The following is a 23,832-nucleotide window of genomic DNA, read 5'->3' on the forward strand; positions in this document are numbered from 1 at the left end:
GAGGCCAGTGTCAGTGGCTGGCCTGCAATGGATTCGCAGTAAACGGCAGGGAAGCCGAAGCTGCCAATGAGGTTCCGTGGACAGGGAGTGGGGTATGGCAGCACCCGTCGAATGGTGGGCAGGCAATCATGGCGTCACCGACCCGATCACCTATGTTCCGGTGACTCGGGTGCATCGCCGTGTGGTGGCATGGGGCGCGGCACTTGCCGTCCATGCCGTCATCGGCTGGTGGTTGCTGGGCAGCGGCCTGCTGACGCCGCCCGAGGTGCCACCCATGCCCAAGCCGGTGATGCTCGATGTGACGCTGGTCAGTCAGGCCAGCGCCACTGCCGTCGACTCGCAGGTGGTGGCCGAGCAGGACCAGCAGGCCAGTGGCAGCGGGCGCGAGGCGGCGGTGCAGGCTGGGCCAGCCAATCAGGCGCCACCGCAGCCGGGCGAGCAGAGTGCGTCCGAGGCCAGCGAGCCGGCCGTGGCGGAAGCCCAGGCCACGCAGGAGCTGGTACTGCCGGAGCGCATCCCCGAAGTCATCGCGACCCAGCAGGCGTCGTCACAGCAGGTGACGCGATCCGAACTGCTGCCGGATACGCCGGACAACGAACAGCAGGCCAGCGAGCAGGACGTTCAGCGAATCCAGGCCTCCGGCCAGTCGCGTGAGGTGGTGGGTGACACCGCCTCACGCAAGGCGGCGCGTGCCTCGGCCCGCGCACGCTATATCAATGACTGGACCGGCACGGTGCAAGCATTCGGCAACCAGCACTATCCGGCGCCTGCTCATCTGAGCGGCGAGCTGCGGATTCGCGCCGTCGTGCTGCCCAGCGGTCAGCTTGAGTTCGCGGAAGTGTTACAATCCTCGGGACATGCCGAACTCGACCAGGCGGCTCTGGACACGGTCTACGGCGCGGCTCCTTATGCGCCCTTTGATGAAAGTCTCAAGGGGATGAGCCAGCTGACCATCACCCGCATCTGGCGATTCGGCCCCGGCAACGATTCTGGCGCGCCCTGACGCCTCGGGAGGACCATGCAAAGTCTGCGAGACTATTTCCTGCTGGCGATGCCGCATCTCGATGATGACAATTTCTCCGGCTCGCTCAGTTACCTCTGTGATCATGATGACAAGGGCACCCTCGGTGTCATCGTCAACAAGCCGATCAAGCTGACCATGCGCGGTCTGTTCGAGCAGCTCGAGATCGCTGCTGACAGCTGTGAACGCCTCGATGAGGTGGTCTATTACGGCGGCCCCGTCCACAAGGACCGCGGCTTCATCCTGCATCGCGGCAAGGCCAGCGAGTGGGATTCCAGCCTGCAGGTCACCGACGAGCTGGCGCTGACCACCTCGTTGGACATCCTGAAGGCGATCGCCGGCAACGAAGGTCCTGATGACTTCATGGTCTGCCTCGGCTGCGCTGGCTGGGAGCCGGACCAGCTCACCAACGAGCTGAAGGAAAACAGCTGGCTGATCGTCGAAGGCGACAGCGGCATCCTCTTCGATGCCGACAGCGAGTCCCGTCTCGAGGCGGCTGCCAGCAAGCTGGGCGTCGACATGACGCTGATGTCGCGGGAGATCGGGCATGGCTGAGCGGCAAGTCAGCCGTACGGCGCTGGCGTTCGATTTCGGCACGCGCCGCATCGGTGTCGCGGTGGGCACCGAGATGCTCGGCACCGCGACGCCTCTGGTGCCGCTGCATGTGCGTGATGGCATACCGGACTGGAATGTCGTCAATCGCCTGATCGAGGAATGGCAGCCCGACCTGTTCGTGGTCGGCCTGCCGCTCGAGCTGGACGGCAGCGAGACACTGATGTGCAGCCGAGCCCGCAAGTTCGGCAAGCGCCTGTATGGCCGCTACGGCAAGCCGCTGGAAATGTGGGACGAGCGTGGCTCCACCAAGGCGGCCAAGGGCTTGGCGCGCGAGCGCGGCCACCGCGGCAATTATCGCGATGATGGCGTGGACGGCCTCGCCGCTCAGCTGATTCTCGAGAGCTGGTTTGCAAGCCAGCGAGGCGAGGGCGACCTTGTCGGTTACTGAATACTCCACCCGCTTCCTTTCCGGAAGCGGGTTTTTTTTGTCTGTTTGCCGCCATCCGGCAGGGAAGATAGGAAGCGATATCCATGCAAGAGTCTGAGATGCACGAAGAACATGAGGCACTGCCAGAGGTCGAGGCACTGCTCGAGGCCATGACCGAGGAGCTCGAATTGCTGTTCGAGCGCCGTGAACTCGATCGTGAACGTCTGATTCCGGTCGGCATTCATACCGGCGGTGTCTGGGTCGCCCAGGCACTGCGTGAGCGGCTGGGACTTGAGGAGCCCCTCGCGACACTGGATATCGGCTTCTGGCGCGACGACTTCGGCCACAAGGGCCTGCCGGATGGCGGCCAGGGGTCACAGCTGCCGGATATCGAGAACCGCGATCTGCTGCTGGTGGACGACGTGCTGATGAGCGGGCGAACCGTGCGCGCGGCGCTCAATGAGCTGTTCGACTATGGCCGTCCGCGCCGCGTGCTGCTGGCCTGCCTGGTCGAGCTGCCGGGGCGTGAGCTGCCGGTGCAGCCGGACGCCCTGGGGGCCAACCTGGCGCTGGCGCCCGGCAAGCGTATCAAGCTGGAAGGTCCCGACAACCTGCGCCTGACACTGGTCGATACCGGCGAGGTGACGGCATGAACCTGTTTGATCTCTCCCTGGCCAGTGCGGACGTGCGGGCTGCCTCGCCGGCACAGGTCCAGCTGGATGAGCAGGGCCGGCTACGCCACTTCCTGGATATCGAAGGCCTGCCGCGCAGCGTACTGACCGAGATACTCGACACCGCCGATCACTTCCGTGGCATCGGCGATGCCGAGGTCAAGAAGGTGCCGTTGCTGCGTGGGCGCACGGTGGCCAACCTGTTCTTCGAGAACTCGACCCGTACGCGTGCCACCTTCGAGCTGGCCGCCAAGCGTCTGTCGGCGGATGTGCTCAATCTGGACATCAAGACCTCGTCGGCCGCCAAGGGCGAGTCGCTGATGGATACCCTGGTCAATCTCGAGGCCATGCAGGCGGACGCCTTCGTGGTGCGTCATGGCGACTCAGGCGCAGCGCACTTCATCGCCAGCCAGATCACGCCGCATGTGGCGATCATCAATGCCGGCGACGGTCGTCATGCGCACCCGACCCAGGCGATGCTCGACATGCTGACCATCCGCCGCCACAAGGGCGAGTTCGCCAACCTGCGCGTCGCGATCGTCGGTGACATCCTGCATTCGCGCGTCGCTCGTTCGCAGATTCAGGCGCTCAATACGCTGGGCGCAGCGGAGGTGCGGGTGGTCGCGCCGCAGACGCTGCTGCCCATCGGGGTCGAGACGCTGGGCTGTCAGGTCTTCACTGAGCTGGCAGCAGGGCTGAAGGATGTCGATGTCGTCATCATGCTGCGCCTGCAGAAGGAGCGCATGGATGGCGCGCTGCTGCCCTCGGAATCGGAATACTACCGCCGCTATGGTCTGACCCGCGAAAGCCTGGCACACGCCCATCCTGACGCCGTGGTGATGCATCCGGGGCCGATCAACCGGGGTGTCGAGATCGAATCCGCCGTCGCGGATGGTCCGCGCTCGCTGATACTCGATCAAGTCACCAACGGTATCGCGGTGCGCATGGCGGTGCTGTCGATGGCGGTCTCCGGACAGATGAAGGCGCGCGCCGAGCGCAGGGGTGAACGTTCACGAGGAGCTGGCGCATGAAACGCAGCCTGATCAATGCACGGGTTATCGACCCGACCAACGGCCGCAATGGCCAGTACGACCTTCACCTCGACGGCGGTCGTCTGATCGCGATCGGCGAAGCGCCGGCGGATTTCAGCGCCGAGCAGCACGATGACCTGGCGGGCAAGCTGGTCACGCCGGCCTTCATCGACCTTGGCGCGCACCTGCGCGACCCCGGCCCGCGCTACAAGGGCAGTCTGGTCAGTGAGTCGGCTGCCGCGCTGGCAGGTGGCTACGCGACCATCCTGCCGCGCCCCGACACCAGCCCGGTGCTCGACAGCGCCTCGCATATTCGTACGCTGCTGGACCGCGCGCGTGATGTGGCGGGGGTGCGTCTTGCGCCGCTGGGGGCACTGACGCAGGGGCTGGAAGGTGATCTGCTCGCCAATATGGCTGCGCTCAAATCCGCGGGCTGTGTGGCGCTGACCAACCTGCGCCAGCCGATACGCGATCTTGGCGTACTGCGCCGCTGTCTGGAGTACGCGCGGACCTTTGATATCACCGTCGTGTTCCAGGCCCAGGAGGCCGCCTTGGCCGGGCAGGGCTGCGCCCATGAGGGTGCCATTGCCTCACGTCTCGGATTGGCCGGTATTCCGGAGTCAGCCGAGACGGTGGCCCTGACCCAGTGGCTGCTGTTGATCGAGCAGACCGGCGTACGGGCGCATGTGTCACTGCTCTCCAGTGCACGGGCCGTCGAGCTGGTACGTGATGCCAAGGCCAGGGGGCTGGATATCAGCGCGGATGTGTCGATGGCGCAATTGCACTGGACCGATGAGCAGCTGGAAGGCTTCAACGCCAACTTTCATCTGGAGCCGCCACTGCGCAGCGCGGTAGACCGTGATGCGCTGCGTGCCGGTGTGGTCGATGGCACCATCGACGCCATCGTCAGTGACCATCTGCCCCATGAAGCCGCTGCCAAGAGCGCGCCCTTTGCAGTATCCGAGCCCGGCATGACCAGTCTGGAAACCATGCTGCCGCTGGGGCTGGCGCTGGTGGAGGCCGAGCTTCTGAGCCTGCCTCGCCTGATCGAGACATTGACGTTCAGTGCCAGACGCTTCGGACTCAAGGGCGGCATGCTGGAAGTGGGCGAATACTGTGATCTGGCGGTGATCGATATGGAACAGGAATGGCGTGTCTCAAGCGAGACGCTGGTCAGTGCCGGCCATAACACACCGCTGCTTGGCATGCTGTTGAAGGGCCGCGTTGAGGAAGTGCTGCTGGGCGATACCGGCTACGTCTAAGCGGTGTTTCACGTGGAACATGCTGCTTGAGATATTTAGCACAACCCCATCAACATACTGATAACTGAGTGTTTTTTGGATGGCGTGTGTAGGGATTGGCTGTTCTGTCGTAAGCAGTCAATCTCTTTACCAGACTATGGCGCAGAGTCGCATTGCTGGGCAACGCTTATTGCTGCCGGTAGATGTTTCACGTGGAACATCTTCCGTAGCGCCATGACTCGTCTGTTGCAATAGCGAGCATGGCGGCTGGTCAGCAGGCTGATCTGGCACGCAGGAAAGAGATCTGAACAACAAGGAGAGAAAACCATGCCGATGATTCGTGCGGAATTTCTGACTGGCAAGACACAGGAACAGAAGCGGGAGCTGGTGGAGGCGTTGACTCGCGAGACGGCTCGCGTGCTGGGTGTGCGTGAGCAGTCCGTCTGGGTGGTGCTGCAGGAAGTGGAGCCGGAAAACTGGGCCGTCGCTGGCACGCCATTGTCAGAGCGCTGAGAGAAGCACTGTCAGCTGGACGCTTGATCTCAACTTGCTGATTCGCAATATTTTTTATAAGGAGTTGAGATGTTCCACGTGAAACACGCTCCCTGGTTTTGGTCTTGGTCGGCAGTGCCTGAGTATGGGGAACCGGCTGAGGCATGACAGAGGCATGAAAGGAGGGGAGTGGCAAGCAAGACTCGCGACGAGCAACGCGCCTGGTAATCCGGAACGAAAAAAACGCCGCAGCCATTTCTGGCTGCGGCGTTTTCATTTGCCTGCCCTCCGCTCCACGGCCATGAAGCAGAGCACGGGCTCAGTTCTCGAAATCAGCTTCCGAGTAGAGAGTCCGGATACGCAGGGTATGGTCGACGGTCTTGAGCGCTTCCAGCGCTTTCTTGCCGTAGGCCTTGTCGACATCGATGACCACATAGCCGACCGTGTTGTTGGTCTGCAGGTACTGGCCAGAAATGTTGATGCCTTCCTCGGACAGTACGCGGTTGATGTGAGACATCACGCCCGGGACGTTGTCGTGGATATGCAGCAGGCGGTGCTTTTCCGGGTGCGCCGGCAGGGCGACTTCCGGGAAGTTGACCGAGCCGATGGTGGTGCCGTTGTCGGAGTAGGTCACCAGTTTCTCGGCGACTTCGACACCGATGTTTTCCTGGGCTTCCATGGTGGAGCCACCGACGTGCGGCGTCAGGATGACATTGTCGAACTCGCGCAGCGGAGACACGAACTCTTCGCCGTTGCCTTTCGGCTCTACCGGGAAGACGTCGATGGCGGCGCCCAGCAGCTTGCCGCTGGAGAGGGCTTCGGCCAGGTCTTCGATGACGACGGTGGTGCCGCGGGCCGCATTGATGAAGACGCTGTTCTGCTTCATCAGCGCGAACTGCTGCTTGCCCATCATCCACTTGGTTGAGGGAATTTCCGGCACATGCAGGGTGACGATATCAGCGCGCGCCAGCAGCTCTTCCAGGCTTGCCACCTGACGGGCATTGCCCATGCCGAGCTTGGTGACGGCATCGTAGTAGATGACGTCCAGGCCCAGGGATTCGCTGAGCACGGACAGCTGGGAACCGATGCTGCCGTAGCCCACGATGCCCAGCGTCTTGCCGCGGACTTCATGGCTGTTCTTGGCGGATTTCATCCACTGGCCACGATGTGCCTTGGCGCTCTTCTCCGGCACGCCGCGCATGAGCATGATGGCTTCGGCCAGTACCAGCTCGGCAACCGAGCGAGTGTTGGAGTAGGGCGCGTTGAACACGGGGATACCGCGCTTCAGTGCGGCTTCCAGGTCGACCTGGTTGGTGCCGATGCAGAAGCAGCCGATGGCGGTGAGCTTCTCGGCAGCGGAGATCACGCGCTCGTTGAGCTGAGTACGGGAACGAATGCCGATGAAGTGCACATCGCGGATCTTCTCGATCAGTTCTTCCTCGGCCAGCGAGGTCTGAAGCAGCTCGATATTGGTGTAACCCGCGTTGAGGAAATTATCCACGGCGGATTGGTGGACACCCTCGAGCAATAGAATCTTGATCTTGCTCTTGTCCAGGGACGTCTTGGCCATTGTCGGATCAACCCTCTCGCCGGTCATGCCGGCGTTTCTGTTCGTTTGGTCTTTTTCATGACCTGCTGGCGTGTCACACCTCAAGAAAATGCCAGAGAAACAGCGGGGCGTGCTGTCAACAGGGGAGCAAAGAATATCACAGCAGACGGGGCCTCCGGATGAAATGTCCGCGTGCCGGGCATGAAAAATTCACAGCACAGCCGTTTGATGTGACTCTCCCTCCGTGCGCAGGGGGTGGGCAGCGTCGTGGAGCCCTTCGGGTTATACTGGCGCTCCACACAGAGACACCGGGCCCGCCCGGTCGGATGAGCGAGAGCACCCATGGCCGAAAAGGAAGTGCCACAGGATTTCGCCGCCACCCTGGCCCGTCTTGAAGGGTTGGTGACGCGGCTCGAGGCTGGCGACATGTCGCTGGAAGCGTCACTGGGCGCTTTTGAAGAGGGCGTGAGTCTGGCGCGCGAGGCGCAGCAGCGGCTCGATAGCGCCGAGTTGCGCCTGCAGGCATTGGTGGAAGGCCCGGAGGGGGCGCTGACGCCCACGGCGTTTACGGCGCCCGATGCCGCAGGCAGCATGGCGGGTGAAGCGGACGAGGAGAAGGACTGGTGATGTCAGGTGGATTGAATACGCAAGTCACGCCGACTGCATCGCAGGCCAGCGAGCTGATCCGCTCTGGACAGGCGCGCAGTGAGGCCGTGCTTGAGGCGTTGTTGACTCCCGGCAGTGCGGCGGTGAGTGAGCGTCTCGAGGACGCCATGCGCTACAGCGTGCTGGGTGGCGGCAAGCGTCTGCGCCCCGTGCTGCTGTATGCGGTGGGTCGTGCCCTTGGCTGCGATGAAGAGGCCGCTGACCGCGCTGCGCTGGACGCGGCAGCAGCGGCGCTCGAATTGGTGCATGCCTATTCGCTGGTCCATGATGACCTGCCGGCCATGGACGATGACGACCTGCGGCGCGGACGTCCCACCGTGCATCGCGCCTTCGATGAGGCGACCGCCATTCTCGCGGGCGATGCCCTGCTGACGCTCTCCTTCGAAGTGATGGCGACGACCGGGCATGTACGGACACCTGCCCTGGTGCGCACCCTGGCCGAGGCCTCCGGGCGGCGCGGGATGGTGGCCGGTCAGGCGCTGGATCTCGAGGCGGTCGGGCAGTTCCGCGAGGTAGAGGCGCTGTCACGCATGCATGCCTACAAGACCGGCGCGCTGATTCGCGCCGCGGTCCGTCTGGGCGGGTTGGTGGCAGTCGATGAGCAGGATTCGCGTCTTGCTGCCCTGGAGCGCTACGCTTCGGCTATCGGCCTGGCCTTCCAGATCCAGGATGACATCCTGGACGTGACGGGCGACACCGCAACGCTTGGCAAGACGGCCGGTGCTGACGCTGCGCGCGACAAGCCGACCTATCCCTCGCTGCTTGGACTCGAAGGTGCTCAAGAGCGAGCAGGTCAGCTACTGCAAGAGGCCCTGGATGCCCTGGCACCGTTGGGAGAGGCCGCAGAGCCACTCGCGGTGCTGGCGCGCTACATGATCGAGCGAGACCACTGATTCCTGACGCCTATGAAGCTGTTTGACGAGATACCTCAGGCGCGCCCCGCGACGCCACTGCTCGATGCGGTCGAGACACCTCAAGCGCTGCGCGCCATGAGCGCGGCACAGCTGCGCCAATTGGCTGACGAACTGCGCGCCTACCTGCTGTACAGCGTCGGCTGTACCGGCGGGCACTTCGGTGCCGGGCTCGGTGTGGTCGAGCTGACCGTGGCGCTCCACCATGTGCTGGAAACGCCCCATGACCGTCTGGTGTGGGACGTGGGTCATCAGGCCTATCCGCACAAGATCCTGACCGGCCGTCGTGAAGCCATGTACAGCATGCGCCAGTACAACGGCCTCTCTGCCTTTCCCAAGCGTGCCGAGAGCGAGTTCGACACCTTCGGTGTGGGCCATTCCAGCACCTCGATCAGTGCAGCGCTGGGCATGGCGCTCGGCGCCCGCACGGCGGGTGAGTCACGGCGTGCCTGTGCGGTGATCGGCGATGGTGCCCTGACGGCTGGCATGGCGTTCGAGGCACTGGCGCATGCCGGGCACGTGAAGGCCAATATGCTGGTCGTGCTCAACGACAACGAGATGTCGATCTCCGAGAACGTCGGCGGCCTGGCAAGCTATCTGGCACGTATTCTGGCCAGCAAGCCGTATACCCAGATGCGCGCCAACGGCAAGCGACTGCTGTCGCCCTTGCCGGGTGCGCTGGAGCTTGCCAAGCGTACCGAAGAGCACATGAAGGGCTTCATCAGCCCGGCGACGCTGTTCGAGGAGATGGGCTTCAACTACATCGGCCCCATCGACGGCCATGACCTGCCGGCGCTGGTGCAGACACTGCGCAACATGCGGGATCTGGATGGCCCGCAGTTCCTGCATGTGGTCACGCGCAAGGGCAAGGGCTTCCTGCCGGCGGAGCGTGACCCGATCGGCTATCACGCCATCACCAAGCTCGAGAAGGCCGCGCCTCAGGCCGCCGAGCAGGCGCCTGCCGTCACCGACGCACCGGCTCCCAAGCCGCAGAAATACTGCAGCGTGTTCGGCAACTGGCTGTGTGACGCCGCTAGCGCTGATGCGCGCGTCATCGGCATCACGCCGGCCATGCGGGAAGGCTCGGATCTGGTGCGCTTCTCGAAGGAATACCCTGATCGCTACTACGATGTCGCCATCGCGGAGCAGCACGCGGTGACAGTGGCAGCGGGCATGGCCTGTGAGGGCATGAAGCCGGTGGTGGCGATCTATTCCACCTTCCTGCAGCGTGGCTATGATCAGCTGATCCACGATGTCGCGGTGCAGAAACTGGATGTGACCTTCGCCATCGACCGTGCCGGTCTGGTCGGCGAAGACGGCCCGACCCATCACGGCAGCCTGGACATGTCGTTTCTGCGCTGCGTGCCGGAGCTGGTGCTGATGGCGCCGGCCGATGAGGCCGAGTGCCGTGGCATGTTGAGCGCGGCACTGGCCCACCCCGGGCCGGCCGCGGTGCGCTATCCGCGCGGTACCGGGCCGGGAGTGGCCACCGATGCCGACCTGACGCCAATGGCCATCGGTCAGGGGGAATATCGTCGTCGTATCAGTGGCAGCCCCGAGGTGCGTGTCGCCATCGTCGCCGTGGGCAGCATGAACACGCCGGTGGCCGAGGTCGCCGAGGCGCTGGACGCGACCCACTTCAACCTGCGCTCCATCAAGCCGCTGGACCGCGAGGCATTGCTTAAGATCGCCGCGGAGCATGACCTGGTGGTGACGGTGGAAGAGAACGCCATCGCGGGGGGCGCGGGAGCCGGCGTGGCCGAGCTCTACCTCAACGCGGGGCTGGCTCAACCCATGCTGCTGCTGGGGCTGCCGGATGGCTTCGTCGAGCATGGCAAGCCGGTCGAGCTGCTGCGTGATTGCGGTCTGGATGCTGCCGGCATCCGCGCCAGTATCGAGGCTCGCCTCGGCAGCTGATCCTGGTGGCATGCCATACCGAAACGCCTGTGGATGACTCGAGAGTTCGAGTTGTCCACAGGCGTTTTTCGTTGCGTGACTGCCAGCACCGAGACGGCGAATGATGCATGGAAACTCCGCGACTTCCCGCCCATGCTGGATGACCATCAAGCCCTCTGCTCAAGCAGCCAGGGCCTGGCTGGCGCGAAAGCCGTCGCCTGCGCCAGTCACCACCGCAACGCCACGGAGTGCGCCCGACCATGTTGACTCTCTACAGCTACCCGAATTCCCGCTCGCTGCGGGTCGCCTGGACGCTTGAGGAACTGGGGCTCGATTACCGGATTCATAGTCTGGATCTGAAGGCCGGTGAGGGGCACAGCCCTGAATACCTGGCCATTCATCCCGATGGCAAGGCGCCAGCCCTGGTGGATGGTGAGCTGGCCCTGTTCGAGTCCAGTGCCATCTGTCGCTACCTGGCGGCGCGAGAAGGGCGACTGCTGCCGCCATCGCTGGCCGGACAGGCACAGATGGATCAATGGCTCAGTTTCCTCACCACCGAGCTTGAGCAGCCGCTGTGGACATTGGCCAAGCACACCTTCGCGCTGCCGGAGGACCAGCGCTGTGATGCCATCAAGCAGACAGCCCAATGGGAATTCCAGCGTGCCCTCAAGGCGCTCCAGCGCCGCTTCGATGGCCAGGGCTGGCTGGTGGCCGATGAATTCAGTGTCGCCGATATCTTCCTCGCCCAGACCCTCAGCTGGGCGCAGATGGCTGGGCAACCTCTGCCGGCCGTGCTTGAGCATTGGAGCGAAGAGGTGCGGGTGCGTCCGGCCTGCGAGCGCGCCCGCCAGCGCGAGCAACAGGCCGCCCAGGAGCGTCAGCAACACTGAGCCCCGTTGTCGTAACCGGCATCGAATGCCGCCACAGGCCAAGCTGACGGGCTGATCTGTCCTGCCCTGGCCTGCCTTTCCTTGCCCTGCAAGTTCTGTAGTGAAGTCATGAAAGCGCTCTGAGAGCGCGTACACGCCACGAGGCGCCATTCTGATATCAGGGTGGCGCCTTTTGCGTTTCTGGGCCTCAGAGAGGCTTGCAGGAGGCCTGATGAGGTTGAGAGGTCGCCTTGCTCGTTCAGCGGCGACCATCGTCTGGGGCGCGCCCCAAGCTGTCTGGTGGCGGGCTACGCAGGTCAGTTCGAGACAGGTCGGTTCGCGGCAGGGCGGCGCGAGGCAGGCCCTCGATCGAGGGCGGGTTTCAGGCATTCGGTGGTGAATGATGCGCTGTTGAGGCTTTTTCGCATCTATTTTTGATTCGATAATTGAGTGTTTTCGTTATGATGGTCAAGTGTTGATCGTGATGAGGTCGAGGGGAGCACTCATGCGATGTGAGCGGCGGCATATCCGATGAAAATCATGAGGTTGCGAGGTTTATTAGATTTTTATGACATGACATTGATCAAATTGAGAGCAGTGATCGCATCTTGCCTATTTTGCGAATCATAAAATGATTCGCTGTGTGGTTTATTACGGATCTTTTTGATAAGATGTTGATTAAAACCTCAATGGGAATAACAACTTATGTGGATCTGGCAGCAGCCTGACTGGCCACGAGGACGGTTGGAGGTCATGCCGTTGATGGGGCAGTTGGCGGCGACCCAGGCGGTGATGTCGCCGCTGGTCGCTCAGGGGCAGAATCTCTATCCCCGACAACGCCTGCGTCTCGAGGCGACGCTCCTCAGTGAAGAGATGGAAGCCAGTGCCCAGCTGTCCGGCGTGGTGCTCGGGCGGGCGGCGTTGCGTGATGCGCTTTATCAGGCACTGGGGCTGGAGTCCGGCCATCAGGAGTCACCGCGCGGGCCGGCACCCGGTGTCGACGTCTTCGTGGATGTGACACTGGAAGTCGTGCGCACGGCATTTCAGCCGCTGACCCGCCAACAGGTACTCGAGTGGCATCGACGTCTGGGACCTTTCCTGCCGCGCAGCAGTGGTCAGCCTCTCGGGGCATGGCGCGAGGCGCGCTACGAAGCGGTCAGCGGTCGTTACGGTCTCAAGCGGCTGCGCTATCGCGCCCCGGCGGAGAACCCCGATGCGCTGGACCGGGAGCTGGATGTCTTCTGGCAGCGTCTCGCGACGGAAGAACCGGATGTGGATAACTCAGGGGTGTTGAATGCCCTGCAGCTGCATGCGCACTGGCAGGCGCTCGCACCGCTTGCCTTGGGCAACGGCTTGATCGGGCGCTTGCTGCTGATGCGCTGGCTGACACGAATCGATGCCCTGGCCGCGTTGCAGCAGCAGGGTGAGTTTGTCGGCAAGGTTGCCGAGCGCTGGGAGCCGGAAGCACTGGAGCAACTCTGCTGGCGCCGCCAGGCGCTGTTTTCGGTGGTGCTTGAGCATCAGGATGAGTTGCGTGAGCTGGAGCAGCGTTATCTCGGCAAGCCTGAGACCTCGGCCAGCGGGCATCAGCTGCCGCCGCAGCTGGACCGCGCGCTCAATGGTGAACTGGAGGATGCACCGCCCGGTGACATGAATGTCTGGGCCGAGTGGTGGCTTTTGCGTCTGCGCGACGCTGGTCGTCGGACGGCCTTCCATTACCAGCGCGTCCAGCGTGCCGAGCGACTGTGGCTGGAGCACGCGCGTACGCCGCTGAATGCCCGCCAGCGCGAGCTGGTACTGACATTGTTGGAGCGAGACGACGAAGAGGGCGTGGGGCGCGCCGAATACCGCGCCTTGGTCGATACCTCTGACCCTACCGCCGCCCGCGATCTCGCCGATCTGACCGCCAAGCAGGTACTGGAAAGCTACGGTGTCGGGCGCGGTACCCGGTATCGCTTGCCGGTCTTCGCTCCTCAGGAAGGCAGCCCCGCAGGAAGATAGCGCCACAGGGAAATAGCTCCCCAATAAAATAGCGCTGTAAGGGATGAGCCCTGAAGCGTCAAAAAATCGCGAAAAAAAGCGGGAAGGGTCATGTCGACCCTTCCCGCTTTTTTGAGGTGGCTTGCCTGTGTTCTCAGTGCCGTGTTCTCAAACCGGAGTGCCCAAGAGCGCCGGCCAACGTGGCGGCCCCCGATGACATCACACGGAATACGGCAGCACTGCGGTATAGATGGCGAAGAAGTGGCAGGTACTGCCACCAAGCACGAACAGGTGCCAGATGGCGTGGTGATAGCGCAGGCGCGTCATCAGAAAGAAGATCACGCCCAGGGTATAGGTGATACCGCCGGCGACCAGCAGGATGAGCCCCGTCTCGGAGAGCTTTTCGACCAGCATCGGCGAGGCGAACACGATCAACCAGCCCATCAGCAGGTAGACGCTCACCCGCAGGGCGCTGAAGCGTTCAGGCCAGCGCAGCTTGAGGAAGATGCCGCCCAGCGCGAGCGACCAGATGATGGCGAACAGCGTCCAGCCGGTCGGGCCGCGAAGATTGACCAGCAGGAAGGGCGTATAGGTGCCGGCGATCAGTAGATAGATGGCACAGTGATCCAGCAACTGGAAGGCGTATTTCAGGCGTGGATGACGGATACCGTGATAGAGCGTCGAGGCCGCATACAGCACCACCAGGGTCAGGCCGTAGAGGCTGACGCTGACGATCTTCCAGGGGTCGACTTCGGCGGCGAGGCTGGCCATCACGATCAGCACGATCATGCCGACGAGGCCCATGACGGCGCCGATGCCGTGGCTGGCGCTGTGCAGCCATTCCTCCAGCCGGGTATAGAGGGCAGGCGTCGCGGAGGTGTCGCGTGAATCGGCGTCATCGGCAGGCGATGCGCTGGAAGAGGGTGATGCCTGGCGTTGTGAAGAAGGGCTTGAAGATGAGAGCCGTGTTGCAGAGGGCTGTGATGACTGAGGTCGTGATGAAGAAGGCTGTGATGATGGATCCGTTGAGTCTTTGCGCATGGCGATGTCTCCGGCGCGGGTTCGACTCCAGCCTACTCCCTGGCGGGTGACGTCGTCATGTCACGCTCGCTGTGCCAGCCAGTCACTTTGCCTATAAAGGAAGGGGGAGCCAATCAGGCTCCCCTGTGCGCGGCTACTCGCTGCGCTCGATATCCACGTCACTGGCCTGGGTGAAATCGTCCAGTGCCATCATGTGGCCCAGCTTGCCCGCCTTGGTCGAGAGATAGTGCTCGTTGTGCGGGTTCAGGCCGGTAGTGATCGGCTGGCGCTCACTGACGGTGACACCATCACGGGTCAGGGCATCGACCTTGCGCGGGTTGTTGGTCATCAGCTTGAGAGTGCTGACACCAAGATGCTCCAGCATCGGCACACAGATATCGTAGCGGCGCATGTCAGCCCCGAAGCCGAGGCGCTCATTGGCTTCGACGGTATCGGCGCCGCCATCCTGCAGCTCATAGGCGCGAATCTTGTTGAGCAGACCGATGCCGCGGCCTTCCTGACGCAGATAGAGCAGCACGCCGCGGCCTTCGGCGGCAATGCGCTTGAGCGCTTCCTGCAGCTGATAGCCGCAGTCGCAGCGCATCGAGAAGAGGGCGTCGCCGGTCAGGCACTCGGAATGCACACGGCCCAGCACCGGCGCGCCGTCATCGATGTCGCCCAGGGTCAGGGCGATGTGGTCCTTGCCGGTGGTCTCATCCTCGAAACCGTGCATGGTGAAGGTCGCCCAGGGCGTTGGCAGCCGCGAGGCGGCGATGAATCGAATGGTCACTGTTCACCTCGAACGCCCGGACAATCGCCGGGCTGAAAAAGCGCGGGCATGCGGTGGTCCGGCAATGTCTCGATGAGTCGCTCGAGATACCGGCGGCCAGCATGCAGTCATGTGGCGAGTTTACCAGTCTGTGGCCGATGACTCATCGCTCTGTATGGAAAAGCGTTGTTGCCGCCATCACCACAATGGCCGGATGACGCCAGCAAAGGGAAGGACAAAGGCGGGGCGATTTGCCAATGCATTTGTTGCATCACCACGATGGGCGGGATTTTTCTCAGGCTCTGATAGAATGCCGAGACATTCCCCGAGCTGATGTGTGATTCCGATGACCTTGAAGAATGATCGCTTCCTGCGCGCGCTGGCCCGTCAGCCGGTCGACCGTACTCCCGTCTGGATGATGCGCCAGGCTGGCCGCTATCTGCCGGAATATCGCGAAGTCCGCGGTCAGGCCGGTGGCTTCATGGACCTGTGCATGGACACCGCGCGTGCCTGCGAGGTGACGCTGCAGCCGCTGGAACGCTTCCCGCTGGATGCCGCCATCCTGTTCTCCGACATCCTGACCATCCCGGATGCCATGGGACTGGGCCTTTACTTCGAGACCGGCGAAGGCCCGAAATTCCGCAAGACAGTGCGGACTGCCGAGGAAATCGCGGCGCTGAGCGTGCCGAATGTCGAGCGTGATCTCGATTACGTCATGCGTGCCGTGTCCACCATCCGCCGTGAGCTGAACGGTCGCGTACCGCTGATCGGTTTCTCCGGCAGCCCGTGGACGCTGGCCACCTATATGGTCGAGGGCGGTTCCAGCAAGGACTTCCGTCACGTGAAGGGCCTGATGTATTCCAATCCGGAAGCCATGCATCAGTTGCTCGACACACTCGCGCAGGCCGTCACCGACTACCTGAACGCCCAGATTGCCGCGGGTGCACAGGCGGTACAGATCTTCGATACCTGGGGCGGCACCCTGTCCACGCCGGCCTATCTCGAGTTCTCGCTGCGCTACATGGAGCAGATCGTCGCTGGCCTCAAGCCGGACAGCGAAGGCAACCGTGTCCCGGTGATCCTGTTCACCAAGAATGGTGGCCAGTGGCTCGAACACATCGCCGCCACCGGCTGTGACGCCGTCGGCCTCGACTGGACCACCGAGATGTCCAATGCGCGTGAGCGCGTCGGTCATCGTGTGGCCCTGCAGGGTAACCTGGACCCGAATGCGCTGTTCGGTACGCCGGCCGCCATTCGTGCCGAAGTCGGGCGTATCCTCGACAGCTACGGCCAGGGCCCGGGCCACATCTTCAACCTGGGGCACGGCATCAGTCAGTTCACCGACCCGGGTAACGTCAATGCCCTGATGGACGCGCTGCACGAGCTGAGCCCGGCCTACCATCAGGATGACGCCGCCAATGCGACACCGGTCGCTCGCGGCTGATGGGAGAGCCCTTCATGTCCATCTCTGCTGTCACTCCTGTTGCTGCCTATGGAAGGTGGCAAGCAGCAGGGCGCCGCGCAGCGTGCTCGGCGCTGTGGCAGGCCGGGCATTACGATGGCCGCAAGGCGGGGGAGGCAGCATGACGCCGGTCGAGCAGCACCTCATTCCGCGCCGCGGTTGGGCGTTCGTGGCTCTGTTGTGCCTGTTGCTGATCCTGTTCGGCACGCTCTCCCCGGGCGTGCCGCATCCGGAGCAGACCTTCCCCTGGGACAAGCTGCAGCATTTCTCCGCTTTCGCGTTGCTGGCGCTGACCACGCGGCTGGCGGGCTTGACCAGCTTGATCATCCTGCCGCTCCTGCTGCTGCTGGGCGTCGCCATCGAATGTCTGCAGCTGGCGATTCCCTATCGCGGCGCTGAAGTGCTGGATGCGCTGGCGGATCTCGCCGGCATCCTCATCGGGCTGGGAGTGTTTCAGTGCGTCAGGCTGATTCTCCGTCTGGTCCGCCTCGGGCCGACCTCTCGCTGAGCCTCTCCCTCGGGCCGCGTGTCATCGCTACGCGGTCTGTCTGAAATTGTCATGCATCAACACTTTCCACTCCGCCCGTCTTTGGCTATGGTGCAGCGCCTGCGCCATGCTGCCGCTTGCCCGGCATGTCACGTATCACGACATCACGCCGCGCGACTGTCACGCAGGTCGTGCACTGCCGGCCTGACACTGGCGCAGTGCTGGTTGGCGCAATTCCCGATGGCCATCGTGCCGTCTCTATCCATACCTTGATATCCCGTCTGTGATATCCAATGCGAGGGTCCCCCATGACCGAACGTCTCGATGGCTCCTGGTTTACCGAAATCTTCGATCGCCACGGCAGCGCCTTCTCGCTCAAGGTCAGCCACAAGCTGCATGACGAGCAGACTCCTTATCAGCACCTCGAAGTCTATGCCACCGAGACCTACGGCAATCTGATGGTGCTGGACGGCTGCGTGATGCTGACTGACCGTGACAACTTCCTCTATCACGAGATGATGTCGCATCCGGCGCTGTTCGCTCATGCAGACCCCAAGCGTGTCGTCATCATCGGCGGTGGCGATTGCGGCACCCTGCGTGAGGTGCTCAAGCACCCGGGCGTGGAGAAGGTCACCCAGATCGATATCGATCCGGCGGTCACGCGTGCCTCCGAGCAATTCTTCCCGGCGCTGGTCGAGTCCAATGATGACCCGCGCGCCGAGCTGCTGTTCGAAGATGGCGTCAAGTGGGTCGACAACTGCCCGGATGAGAGCATCGACGTGCTGATCGTCGATTCCACCGATCCGGTCGGCCCGGCGGAAGGTCTGTTCAAGACCGACTTCCTCAAGCGCTGCCACCGTATCCTCAAGCAGGGCGGCCTGATGGTGCAGCAGAGCGAGTCGCCGCTCTATCACACCGATTCCATCATCAAGGACCTGCGCAACGACATGGGCGAAGCAGGCTTTGATAGCGTCGCGACCCTGCCGTTCCCGCAGCCGGTGTATCCGTCCGGCTGGTGGAGCTGCACCCTGGCGGGCAAGGGCTGTGACGTGAAGTCCTTCCGCGAGGAAGATGCCGCTGCCGCCACCTTCGCGCGTGACTTCTATACCGTCGAAGGCCATCGCGCCGCCCTGGTGCTGCCGCCCTTCATGCAGCGCCTGCTGGAGAAGTGATCCGCATGCACCTTGCGGTGGCAAGCAATATCCATCAGGCACGAAAACGTGCCTGATGGGATGAACAAGCGTTGAGTCAGTCAGACCGAGACATTGGTCGCAATCTGCCACTCTCGCCACATCGCTGCACCGCCTACGGCCGTTTCGCAATGAAACGGCCGTTTTTATTTTGCACCGATATGAGGCGAACTGGTCTTGTCAGGCGCCTAACTGCGCGGCAATCGCGCGGAATGATCCGCCATCCCGCCACGCGGCTTTGGCCTATATCACTGGGTTTTAGCGCTTTTTTCAGCGTTGAACGCAGCGGATCAAGAGATAGGCGGAAATTGGAACGCGGCTTGCTATTGTCGGTAGGTGCCATGCAATGCATTGCACCACTTCTGACTCGAGGCTGATCGAGCGGACTCCAGACTTTCGCGAGGGAATCACGATGCATAACAACAAGAAGCCACTGCTGATCGCTAGCGCCGCTGTCCTGGCCGCCTCCATGGCGACAGGTGCCAGCGCCGCGACCCTGGATAGCGTCAAGGAAAAGGGCTTTGTCCAGTGTGGCGTCAGCACCGGCTTGCCGGGCTTCTCGGCACCGGATGACGCCGGTAACTGGCAGGGCCTCGATGTCGACGTCTGCCGCGGCGTCGCGGCAGCCGTGCTGGGTGATGCCAGCAAGGTGCGCTATGTACCGCTGACGGCCAAGGAGCGTTTCACCGCGCTGCAGTCCGGCGAGATTGATGTCCTGTCCCGCAACACCACCTGGACGGCCACCCGCGACACCTCACTGGGCCTCAACTTCGCTGGCGTGAACTATTACGACGGCCAGGGCTTCATGGTCAGCAAGGACCTGGGCGTCTCCAGTGCCAAGGAGCTGGACGGGGCAGCCGTCTGTATCCAGTCCGGCACCACCACTGAGCTCAACCTGGCGGACTACTTCCGCCTGAACGACATGTCCTTCGAGCCGGTCGTCTTCGATACCTCCGACCAGACCGTCAAGGGCTTTGAAGCCGGTCGTTGTGACGTGTTGACCTCCGACCAATCCCAGCTCTACGCGCTGCGCATCAAGCTCTCCGATCCGGCGTCCGCGATGGTGCTGCCGGAAGTCATCTCCAAGGAACCGCTGGGCCCCGTCGTCCGTCAGGGCGATGACCAGTGGTTCAACATCGTCAAATGGACCCTGTTCGCCCAGATCAACGCCGAAGAGATGGGACTGACCTCCGACAACATCGAAGAGAAGAAGGCGGACACCAACCCCAACGTCGCGCGTCTGGTCGGTGCCGATGGCAACTACGGGGAAGCCATGGGCCTGCCGGCTGACTGGGCCTACCAGGTCATCAAGCAGGTAGGCAACTACGGCCAGATGTTCGAGCGCAACGTCGGTACCGGCTCCGCACTGGGTATCGAGCGCGGCTTGAACGCACTGTGGACTGATGGCGGCGTCCAGTACGCACCGCCCGTTCGCTGATGTCTCGGCTCGCCTGGAGGTCCAGTGCGAGCCGGGTGAAACGTGACGCAGGCTGAGCAAGGACGCTGGCCAGGGAGAAGTGGCCATGCGGTCATTTTCCCTGGCCAGCGTCGTGAGGGGCTTGGTCTGTTCCCCGTGATCCTTTCCTCGAGTGCCGAGAGATAACTGATCTGCCGTTCGATAGGGCGGCAGGCGGAAGTCGCATAGCTTTCCGGCGGAGATTGCCTGTATGACACAACCTGCTTCTCGCCCGCCGGCCACGGTCAAGCCGCCCTTCTGGCGTGACCCGGCCAAGCGGGCACTGATCTTCCAGCTATTGATGCTGGCAGGCGTGTTCGGTGTGTTGGCGATCATCGTCAGCAATACCCTGACCAACCTTGAAAGCCGTGGCATCACCACCGGCTTTGCCTTTCTGGACAACACCGCAGGCTTTGGCATCCTGCAGAGCCTGATCGACTATTCCGAGCAATCCACCTATGGCGATACCTTCATCGTCGGCCTGCTCAATACCTTGTTGGTATCCGCCTTGGGTGTCATCGCCGCGACCGTGATCGGTTTCATCATGGGGGTCGCGCGTCTGTCCCCCAACTGGCTGATCTCGCGGCTGGCGGCGGTCTATATCGAAGTCTTCCGCAACATCCCGCTGCTGCTGCAGATCTTCTTCTGGTATTTCGCCGTCCTGAGAACCCTGCCGAGTCCACGAGGTTCGCTGTCGCTGGGCGAGGCGTTCTTCCTCAACGTGCGCGGTCTGTTCGTGCCGGCCCCCATCACCTCCAGCGGTTTCTCGGTGGTGATTGCCGTGTTCGTGCTGGCCGTCGTCGCCAGCGGCATCTTCAGCTACTGGAACCGCCAGCGGCAGGCCCGTACCGGTCAGCGCCTGCCGGCGGGCTGGATCTCGCTCGGTCTGATCATCGTGGCGCCGCTGCTGGCCTACTTCGCGATGGGCATGCCGCTGAGCTGGGAGCTGCCGGAGCTCAAGGGCTTCAACTTCCGAGGCGGCATCACGGTCGTCCCGGAGTTCCTCGCCCTATGGGTCGCGCTGTCGGTCTATACCGCAGCCTTCATTGCCGAGATCGTGCGTTCCGGCATCGAAGCGGTACCGCACGGCCAGACCGAAGCGTCACGGGCGCTGTCGCTGTCCGGTGGCATGACACTGCGTCTGGTGGTGGTGCCGCAGGCGCTGCGCGTCATCATCCCGCCGCTGACCAGCCAGTACCTGAACCTGATCAAGAACTCGTCGCTGGCCACGGCCATCGGCTATCCCGACCTGGTTTCGGTCTTCGCGGGTACCACGCTCAACCAGACAGGTCAGGCCATCGAGGTGATCGCCATGACGATGCTGGTCTATCTGACCATCAGTCTGCTGGTCTCCATGTTCATGAACTGGTTCAACGCCCGCATGGCGTTGGTCGAGCGCTGAGGGTCTGCCCATGTCGATTGAAAAGACCCTGTCACGGGTCACCGAGAAGATGATCGATTCCCGTCCGGCGCCGAGCGACAGCATCGGCGCGGTGGCCTGGCTGCGAACCAATCTGTTCGCCGGACCGATCAATACGCTGTTCACGCTGTTCGCGCTGTATCTGGTCTACCTGCTGGTGGTGCCCAGCCTGCAGTGGGCGCTGATCGATGCCAGCTGGAGTGGCACCTCACGAGAGGACTGCACGGGGGAGGGCGCCTGCTGGGTGTTCATCAGTGCGCGTCTCGATCAGTTCATCTACGGCTTCTACCCGAGCGAGGAAACCTGGCGGGTCGATATCGTCTTCGCCGTCTTTGCGGCGCTGATCGCCTGGCTGGCGATACCGAAACTGCCGGCCAAGGGCTGGGTCGCCATCGTCACGCTGGCGGTCTTCCCCTTCATCGCCTACTTCCTGCTGCATGGTGGCAGCTTCGGCCTCGAGATCGTCGGTACCCATGAGTGGGGCGGTCTGATGCTGACACTGGTACTGGCGGTGGTGGGTATCGTGGCGGCACTGCCGCTGGGGATCCTGCTGGCGCTTGGGCGTCGCTCCGAGATGCCGATCGTGAAGAGCATCTGCGTGGTGTTCATCGAGTTCTGGCGCGGTGTGCCGCTCATCACGGTGCTGTTCATGGCCTCGGTGATGCTGCCGCTGTTCGTGCCCGGTGAGGTCAATCTCGACAAGCTGGTGCGCGCGCTGATCGGCATCACCCTGTTCCAGAGTGCCTACATGGCGGAAGTGGTGCGTGGTGGCCTGCAGGCGATCCCGAAGGGACAGACCGAGGCCGGCATGGCGCTGGGGCTGGGCTACTGGCGCAACATGGGGCTGATCGTGCTGCCCCAGGCGCTCAAGCTGATGATCCCCGGCATCGTGAATACCTTCATCGCCCTGTTCAAGGACACCTCGCTGGTACTGATCATCGGGCTCTTCGATCTGCTCGCCATCGTGCAGGCCGGTCTCGCCGACCCCAAATGGCTGGGCTACTCCATCGAGGGCTATGCCTTCGTGGCGCTGGTCTTCTGGGTCTTCTGCTTCAGCATGTCGCGCTACAGCCAGTATCTCGAGCGCCTGCTGCATACCGGTCACAAGAAGCGCTGATCACGGCGCCAAGGAATCTTCATCATGACAACGACAACATCCGCCTCGCAGGGCAACACCGGCGCCGATGAGCGCCCGATGATCGAGCTCAAGGGCCTCAACAAGTGGTACGGCGACTTCCACGTGCTGCGTGACATCAACCTGAGCGTGCGCAAGGGCGAACGTATCGTCATCTGTGGCCCGTCTGGTTCCGGCAAGTCAACGATGATCCGCTGCATCAATCATCTCGAGGAGCATCAGGAAGGCGATATCGTGGTCAACGGCATGCCGCTGACCCAGGACATCAAGCAGATCGAGGCGATCCGTCGCAACGTCGGCATGGTGTTCCAGCACTTCAACCTGTTCCCGCATCTGACGGTGCTCGAGAACTGCTGTCTGGCGCCGATCTGGGTGCAGAAGCGGCCGCGCCGCGAGGCGGAAGCGGAAGCCATGAAGTACCTGGAGCGCGTGCGTATCGCCGATCAGGCCCACAAGTTCCCCGGTCAGCTGTCCGGCGGCCAGCAGCAGCGTGTGGCGATCGCGCGCTCGCTGTGTCTGAGCCCCGAGGTGATGCTGTTCGATGAGCCGACCTCGGCGCTGGACCCGGAGATGATCAAGGAAGTGCTGGATGTCATGGTCGAACTGGCCAATGAAGGCATGACCATGCTGTGCGTGACCCATGAAATGGGCTTCGCCAAGACCGTCGCCGACCGCGTCATCTTCATGGATCAGGGCCAGATCATCGAAGAGAACGCGCCGGAGCCGTTCTTCAACAACCCGCAATCCGAGCGGACTCAGCTGTTCCTCAGCCAGATTCTGGGACATTGAGGCCACGAACTGATCGGATGATGTAAGCCGAAAAAGACAACGCCCCGCGTGGTTTCCATCACGCGGGGCGTTTTCGTGTGAGTCGCAAGGCAGTCAGTGGGTACTCACTCTTGCTGGATCTCTGTGAATAGGGAGATCAATCAGAGGCTGGGCTCGGTGCGGCGTACTTCGCTGCTGCGGGTGTCTGGCAGCTCTTCATCGCTGCCCAGACTTGGCTCCTGCGGCTTGGCAACGGCCTTGGGCGATGCAGCGGCAGGTGTATCGGCAGATGTCGCCGTCGCCGCTGTGGCAGCGGGAGCATCTTCGCCTTCGCGCGGCCAGGTGACGCTGCGCGGCTTGCCGACCCAGCTGTCGTCATTGTCATGCACCGCCGGGCGGCGCGAGATGGAGCGCGTCACCAGCGCCGCGGCATCCAGCGCGTGATTGGCCCCGCGGATGCTCAGCAGGTGATGCGGCGCCATCAGCAACTCGAACAGCAGGCGCGTCATCACGAAGGCCAGCAGGAAACCGCCGACACCCTGCGCCAGTACCGGCCACTGCGCGACCAGCGAATTGTCAGGCCCGATGGGCGTCAGGTGCTGCAGCGTCCAGCCGCTGGCAGCCGCCAGCAATCCCAGCTGCAGCATCAGGTGAGCGGTGACCAGCACGCGCCGGGGCAGCGGGCGGCGCATCAGGAGCAGATTGCGCATCGAAACTTCTCCGAGAAAAGACCACAGGATGAGGGGAGCGGTGGCAGAAGGGCAGGCGGCACCCCGCGTTGGGCGGATGTTAGCACGCACTTCGCCATCGACGTCA

The 23,832-nt window shown here is 62.9% G+C and carries 23 protein-coding genes; 19 read left to right on the top strand and 4 right to left on the bottom strand.

The annotated features are described in order from the left end of the window. Positions 1-94: 94 nt before the first annotated feature. From F8A90_RS00195 to F8A90_RS00225, 7 genes are all read left to right on the top strand, one after another. A complete protein-coding gene (locus F8A90_RS00195) occupies positions 95-1,003 on the top strand; it encodes an energy transducer TonB (RefSeq protein WP_200018326.1) in 909 nt (302 codons plus the stop codon). A gap of 15 nt (positions 1,004-1,018) precedes the next feature. Then, positions 1,019-1,576, top strand: coding sequence for a YqgE/AlgH family protein (locus F8A90_RS00200; RefSeq protein WP_200018332.1), 558 nt, complete (start codon positions 1,019-1,021; stop codon positions 1,574-1,576). Then, positions 1,569-2,024, top strand: coding sequence for a Holliday junction resolvase RuvX (ruvX, locus tag F8A90_RS00205; RefSeq protein ID WP_054556397.1), 456 nt, complete (start codon positions 1,569-1,571; stop codon positions 2,022-2,024). The genes F8A90_RS00200 and ruvX overlap by 8 nt, the downstream gene beginning before the upstream one ends. A gap of 98 nt (positions 2,025-2,122) precedes the next feature. After that, a complete protein-coding gene (gene pyrR, locus F8A90_RS00210) occupies positions 2,123-2,656 on the top strand; it encodes a bifunctional pyr operon transcriptional regulator/uracil phosphoribosyltransferase PyrR (protein WP_192839044.1) in 534 nt (177 codons plus the stop codon). Next, on the top strand, positions 2,653-3,705 hold the full coding sequence (locus F8A90_RS00215) for an aspartate carbamoyltransferase catalytic subunit (RefSeq protein ID WP_200018334.1): 1,053 nt from the start codon (positions 2,653-2,655) through the stop codon (positions 3,703-3,705). Before pyrR ends, F8A90_RS00215 begins: the two co-directional genes overlap by 4 nt. Continuing rightward, positions 3,702-4,967, top strand: a complete 1,266-nt coding sequence (locus F8A90_RS00220; protein ID WP_200018335.1) for a dihydroorotase — start codon at positions 3,702-3,704, stop codon at positions 4,965-4,967. Before F8A90_RS00215 ends, F8A90_RS00220 begins: the two co-directional genes overlap by 4 nt. A gap of 306 nt (positions 4,968-5,273) precedes the next feature. Then, complete coding sequence (locus tag F8A90_RS00225) at positions 5,274-5,459, top strand: tautomerase family protein (protein ID WP_043331603.1); 186 nt, start codon at positions 5,274-5,276, stop codon at positions 5,457-5,459. Positions 5,460-5,757: 298 nt separating this feature from the next. Here the strand turns inward: F8A90_RS00225 and serA are convergent, their stop codons facing one another. Then, the gene (serA, locus tag F8A90_RS00230; protein WP_200018344.1) at positions 5,758-7,008 is read right to left on the bottom strand and encodes a phosphoglycerate dehydrogenase; all 1,251 of its coding nucleotides are present in this window, start codon (positions 7,006-7,008) and stop codon (positions 5,758-5,760) included. A 321-nt stretch (positions 7,009-7,329) separates the two neighbouring features. Between serA and xseB the strand changes: the two genes are divergently transcribed. The 5 genes from xseB to F8A90_RS00255 all read left to right on the top strand — a co-directional run bounded on the left by xseB (position 7,330) and on the right by F8A90_RS00255 (position 13,330). After that, positions 7,330-7,614 carry an exodeoxyribonuclease VII small subunit gene (xseB, locus tag F8A90_RS00235; RefSeq protein WP_043331600.1) on the top strand — a complete coding sequence of 95 codons (285 nt, stop codon included), beginning with the start codon at positions 7,330-7,332 and terminating at the stop codon, positions 7,612-7,614. Continuing rightward, complete coding sequence (locus F8A90_RS00240; protein WP_054556401.1) at positions 7,614-8,546, top strand: polyprenyl synthetase family protein; 933 nt, start codon at positions 7,614-7,616, stop codon at positions 8,544-8,546. Before xseB ends, F8A90_RS00240 begins: the two co-directional genes overlap by 1 nt. 12 nt (positions 8,547-8,558) lie before the next feature. Further along, positions 8,559-10,481: a 1-deoxy-D-xylulose-5-phosphate synthase gene (dxs, locus tag F8A90_RS00245; RefSeq protein ID WP_200018346.1), complete on the top strand. Its 1,923-nt coding sequence runs from the start codon at positions 8,559-8,561 to the stop codon at positions 10,479-10,481. A gap of 239 nt (positions 10,482-10,720) precedes the next feature. Next, positions 10,721-11,350: a glutathione S-transferase family protein gene (locus tag F8A90_RS00250; protein ID WP_200018348.1), complete on the top strand. Its 630-nt coding sequence runs from the start codon at positions 10,721-10,723 to the stop codon at positions 11,348-11,350. Positions 11,351-12,034: 684 nt separating this feature from the next. Next, positions 12,035-13,330, top strand: coding sequence for a DUF4172 domain-containing protein (locus tag F8A90_RS00255; RefSeq protein WP_267906750.1), 1,296 nt, complete (start codon positions 12,035-12,037; stop codon positions 13,328-13,330). A gap of 198 nt (positions 13,331-13,528) precedes the next feature. Here F8A90_RS00255 and trhA read toward each other — a convergent pair whose 3' ends face one another. Both trhA and ribA read right to left on the bottom strand, forming a co-directional pair. Continuing rightward, positions 13,529-14,350 (bottom strand): PAQR family membrane homeostasis protein TrhA, encoded by an 822-nt coding sequence (gene trhA / locus F8A90_RS00260; RefSeq protein WP_200018353.1) that lies wholly within the window; start codon positions 14,348-14,350, stop codon positions 13,529-13,531. A gap of 133 nt (positions 14,351-14,483) precedes the next feature. Then, complete coding sequence (gene ribA / locus F8A90_RS00265) at positions 14,484-15,119, bottom strand: GTP cyclohydrolase II (protein ID WP_200018354.1); 636 nt, start codon at positions 15,117-15,119, stop codon at positions 14,484-14,486. Positions 15,120-15,444: 325 nt separating this feature from the next. Here ribA and hemE point away from each other — a divergent pair, with 325 nt between their 5' ends. The 7 genes from hemE to F8A90_RS00300 all read left to right on the top strand — a co-directional run bounded on the left by hemE (position 15,445) and on the right by F8A90_RS00300 (position 23,037). Continuing rightward, entirely contained in the window at positions 15,445-16,542 is a 1,098-nt protein-coding gene (gene hemE / locus F8A90_RS00270; protein ID WP_043331592.1) for a uroporphyrinogen decarboxylase, read from the top strand. A gap of 139 nt (positions 16,543-16,681) precedes the next feature. Beyond that, positions 16,682-17,068, top strand: coding sequence for a VanZ family protein (locus F8A90_RS00275; protein ID WP_200018356.1), 387 nt, complete (start codon positions 16,682-16,684; stop codon positions 17,066-17,068). Positions 17,069-17,355: 287 nt separating this feature from the next. Continuing rightward, a complete protein-coding gene (gene speE, locus F8A90_RS00280) occupies positions 17,356-18,219 on the top strand; it encodes a polyamine aminopropyltransferase (RefSeq protein ID WP_043331591.1) in 864 nt (287 codons plus the stop codon). A gap of 430 nt (positions 18,220-18,649) precedes the next feature. Beyond that, positions 18,650-19,675, top strand: coding sequence for an amino acid ABC transporter substrate-binding protein (locus F8A90_RS00285; protein WP_166019078.1), 1,026 nt, complete (start codon positions 18,650-18,652; stop codon positions 19,673-19,675). Between the two features lie 229 nt (positions 19,676-19,904). Then, a complete protein-coding gene (locus F8A90_RS00290; RefSeq protein WP_166019077.1) occupies positions 19,905-21,095 on the top strand; it encodes an amino acid ABC transporter permease in 1,191 nt (396 codons plus the stop codon). Between the two features lie 10 nt (positions 21,096-21,105). Continuing rightward, complete coding sequence (locus tag F8A90_RS00295; RefSeq protein ID WP_200018358.1) at positions 21,106-22,230, top strand: amino acid ABC transporter permease; 1,125 nt, start codon at positions 21,106-21,108, stop codon at positions 22,228-22,230. Between the two features lie 78 nt (positions 22,231-22,308). After that, positions 22,309-23,037, top strand: a complete 729-nt coding sequence (locus tag F8A90_RS00300) for an amino acid ABC transporter ATP-binding protein (RefSeq protein WP_043331784.1) — start codon at positions 22,309-22,311, stop codon at positions 23,035-23,037. A gap of 140 nt (positions 23,038-23,177) precedes the next feature. Here the strand turns inward: F8A90_RS00300 and F8A90_RS00305 are convergent, their stop codons facing one another. Continuing rightward, entirely contained in the window at positions 23,178-23,726 is a 549-nt protein-coding gene (locus F8A90_RS00305) for a hypothetical protein (RefSeq protein WP_200018365.1), read from the bottom strand. Between the last annotated feature and the right edge of the window lie 106 nt (positions 23,727-23,832).

This window comes from Cobetia sp. cqz5-12, from assembly GCF_016495405.1.
Classification (GTDB): Bacteria; Pseudomonadota; Gammaproteobacteria; order Pseudomonadales; family Halomonadaceae; genus Cobetia.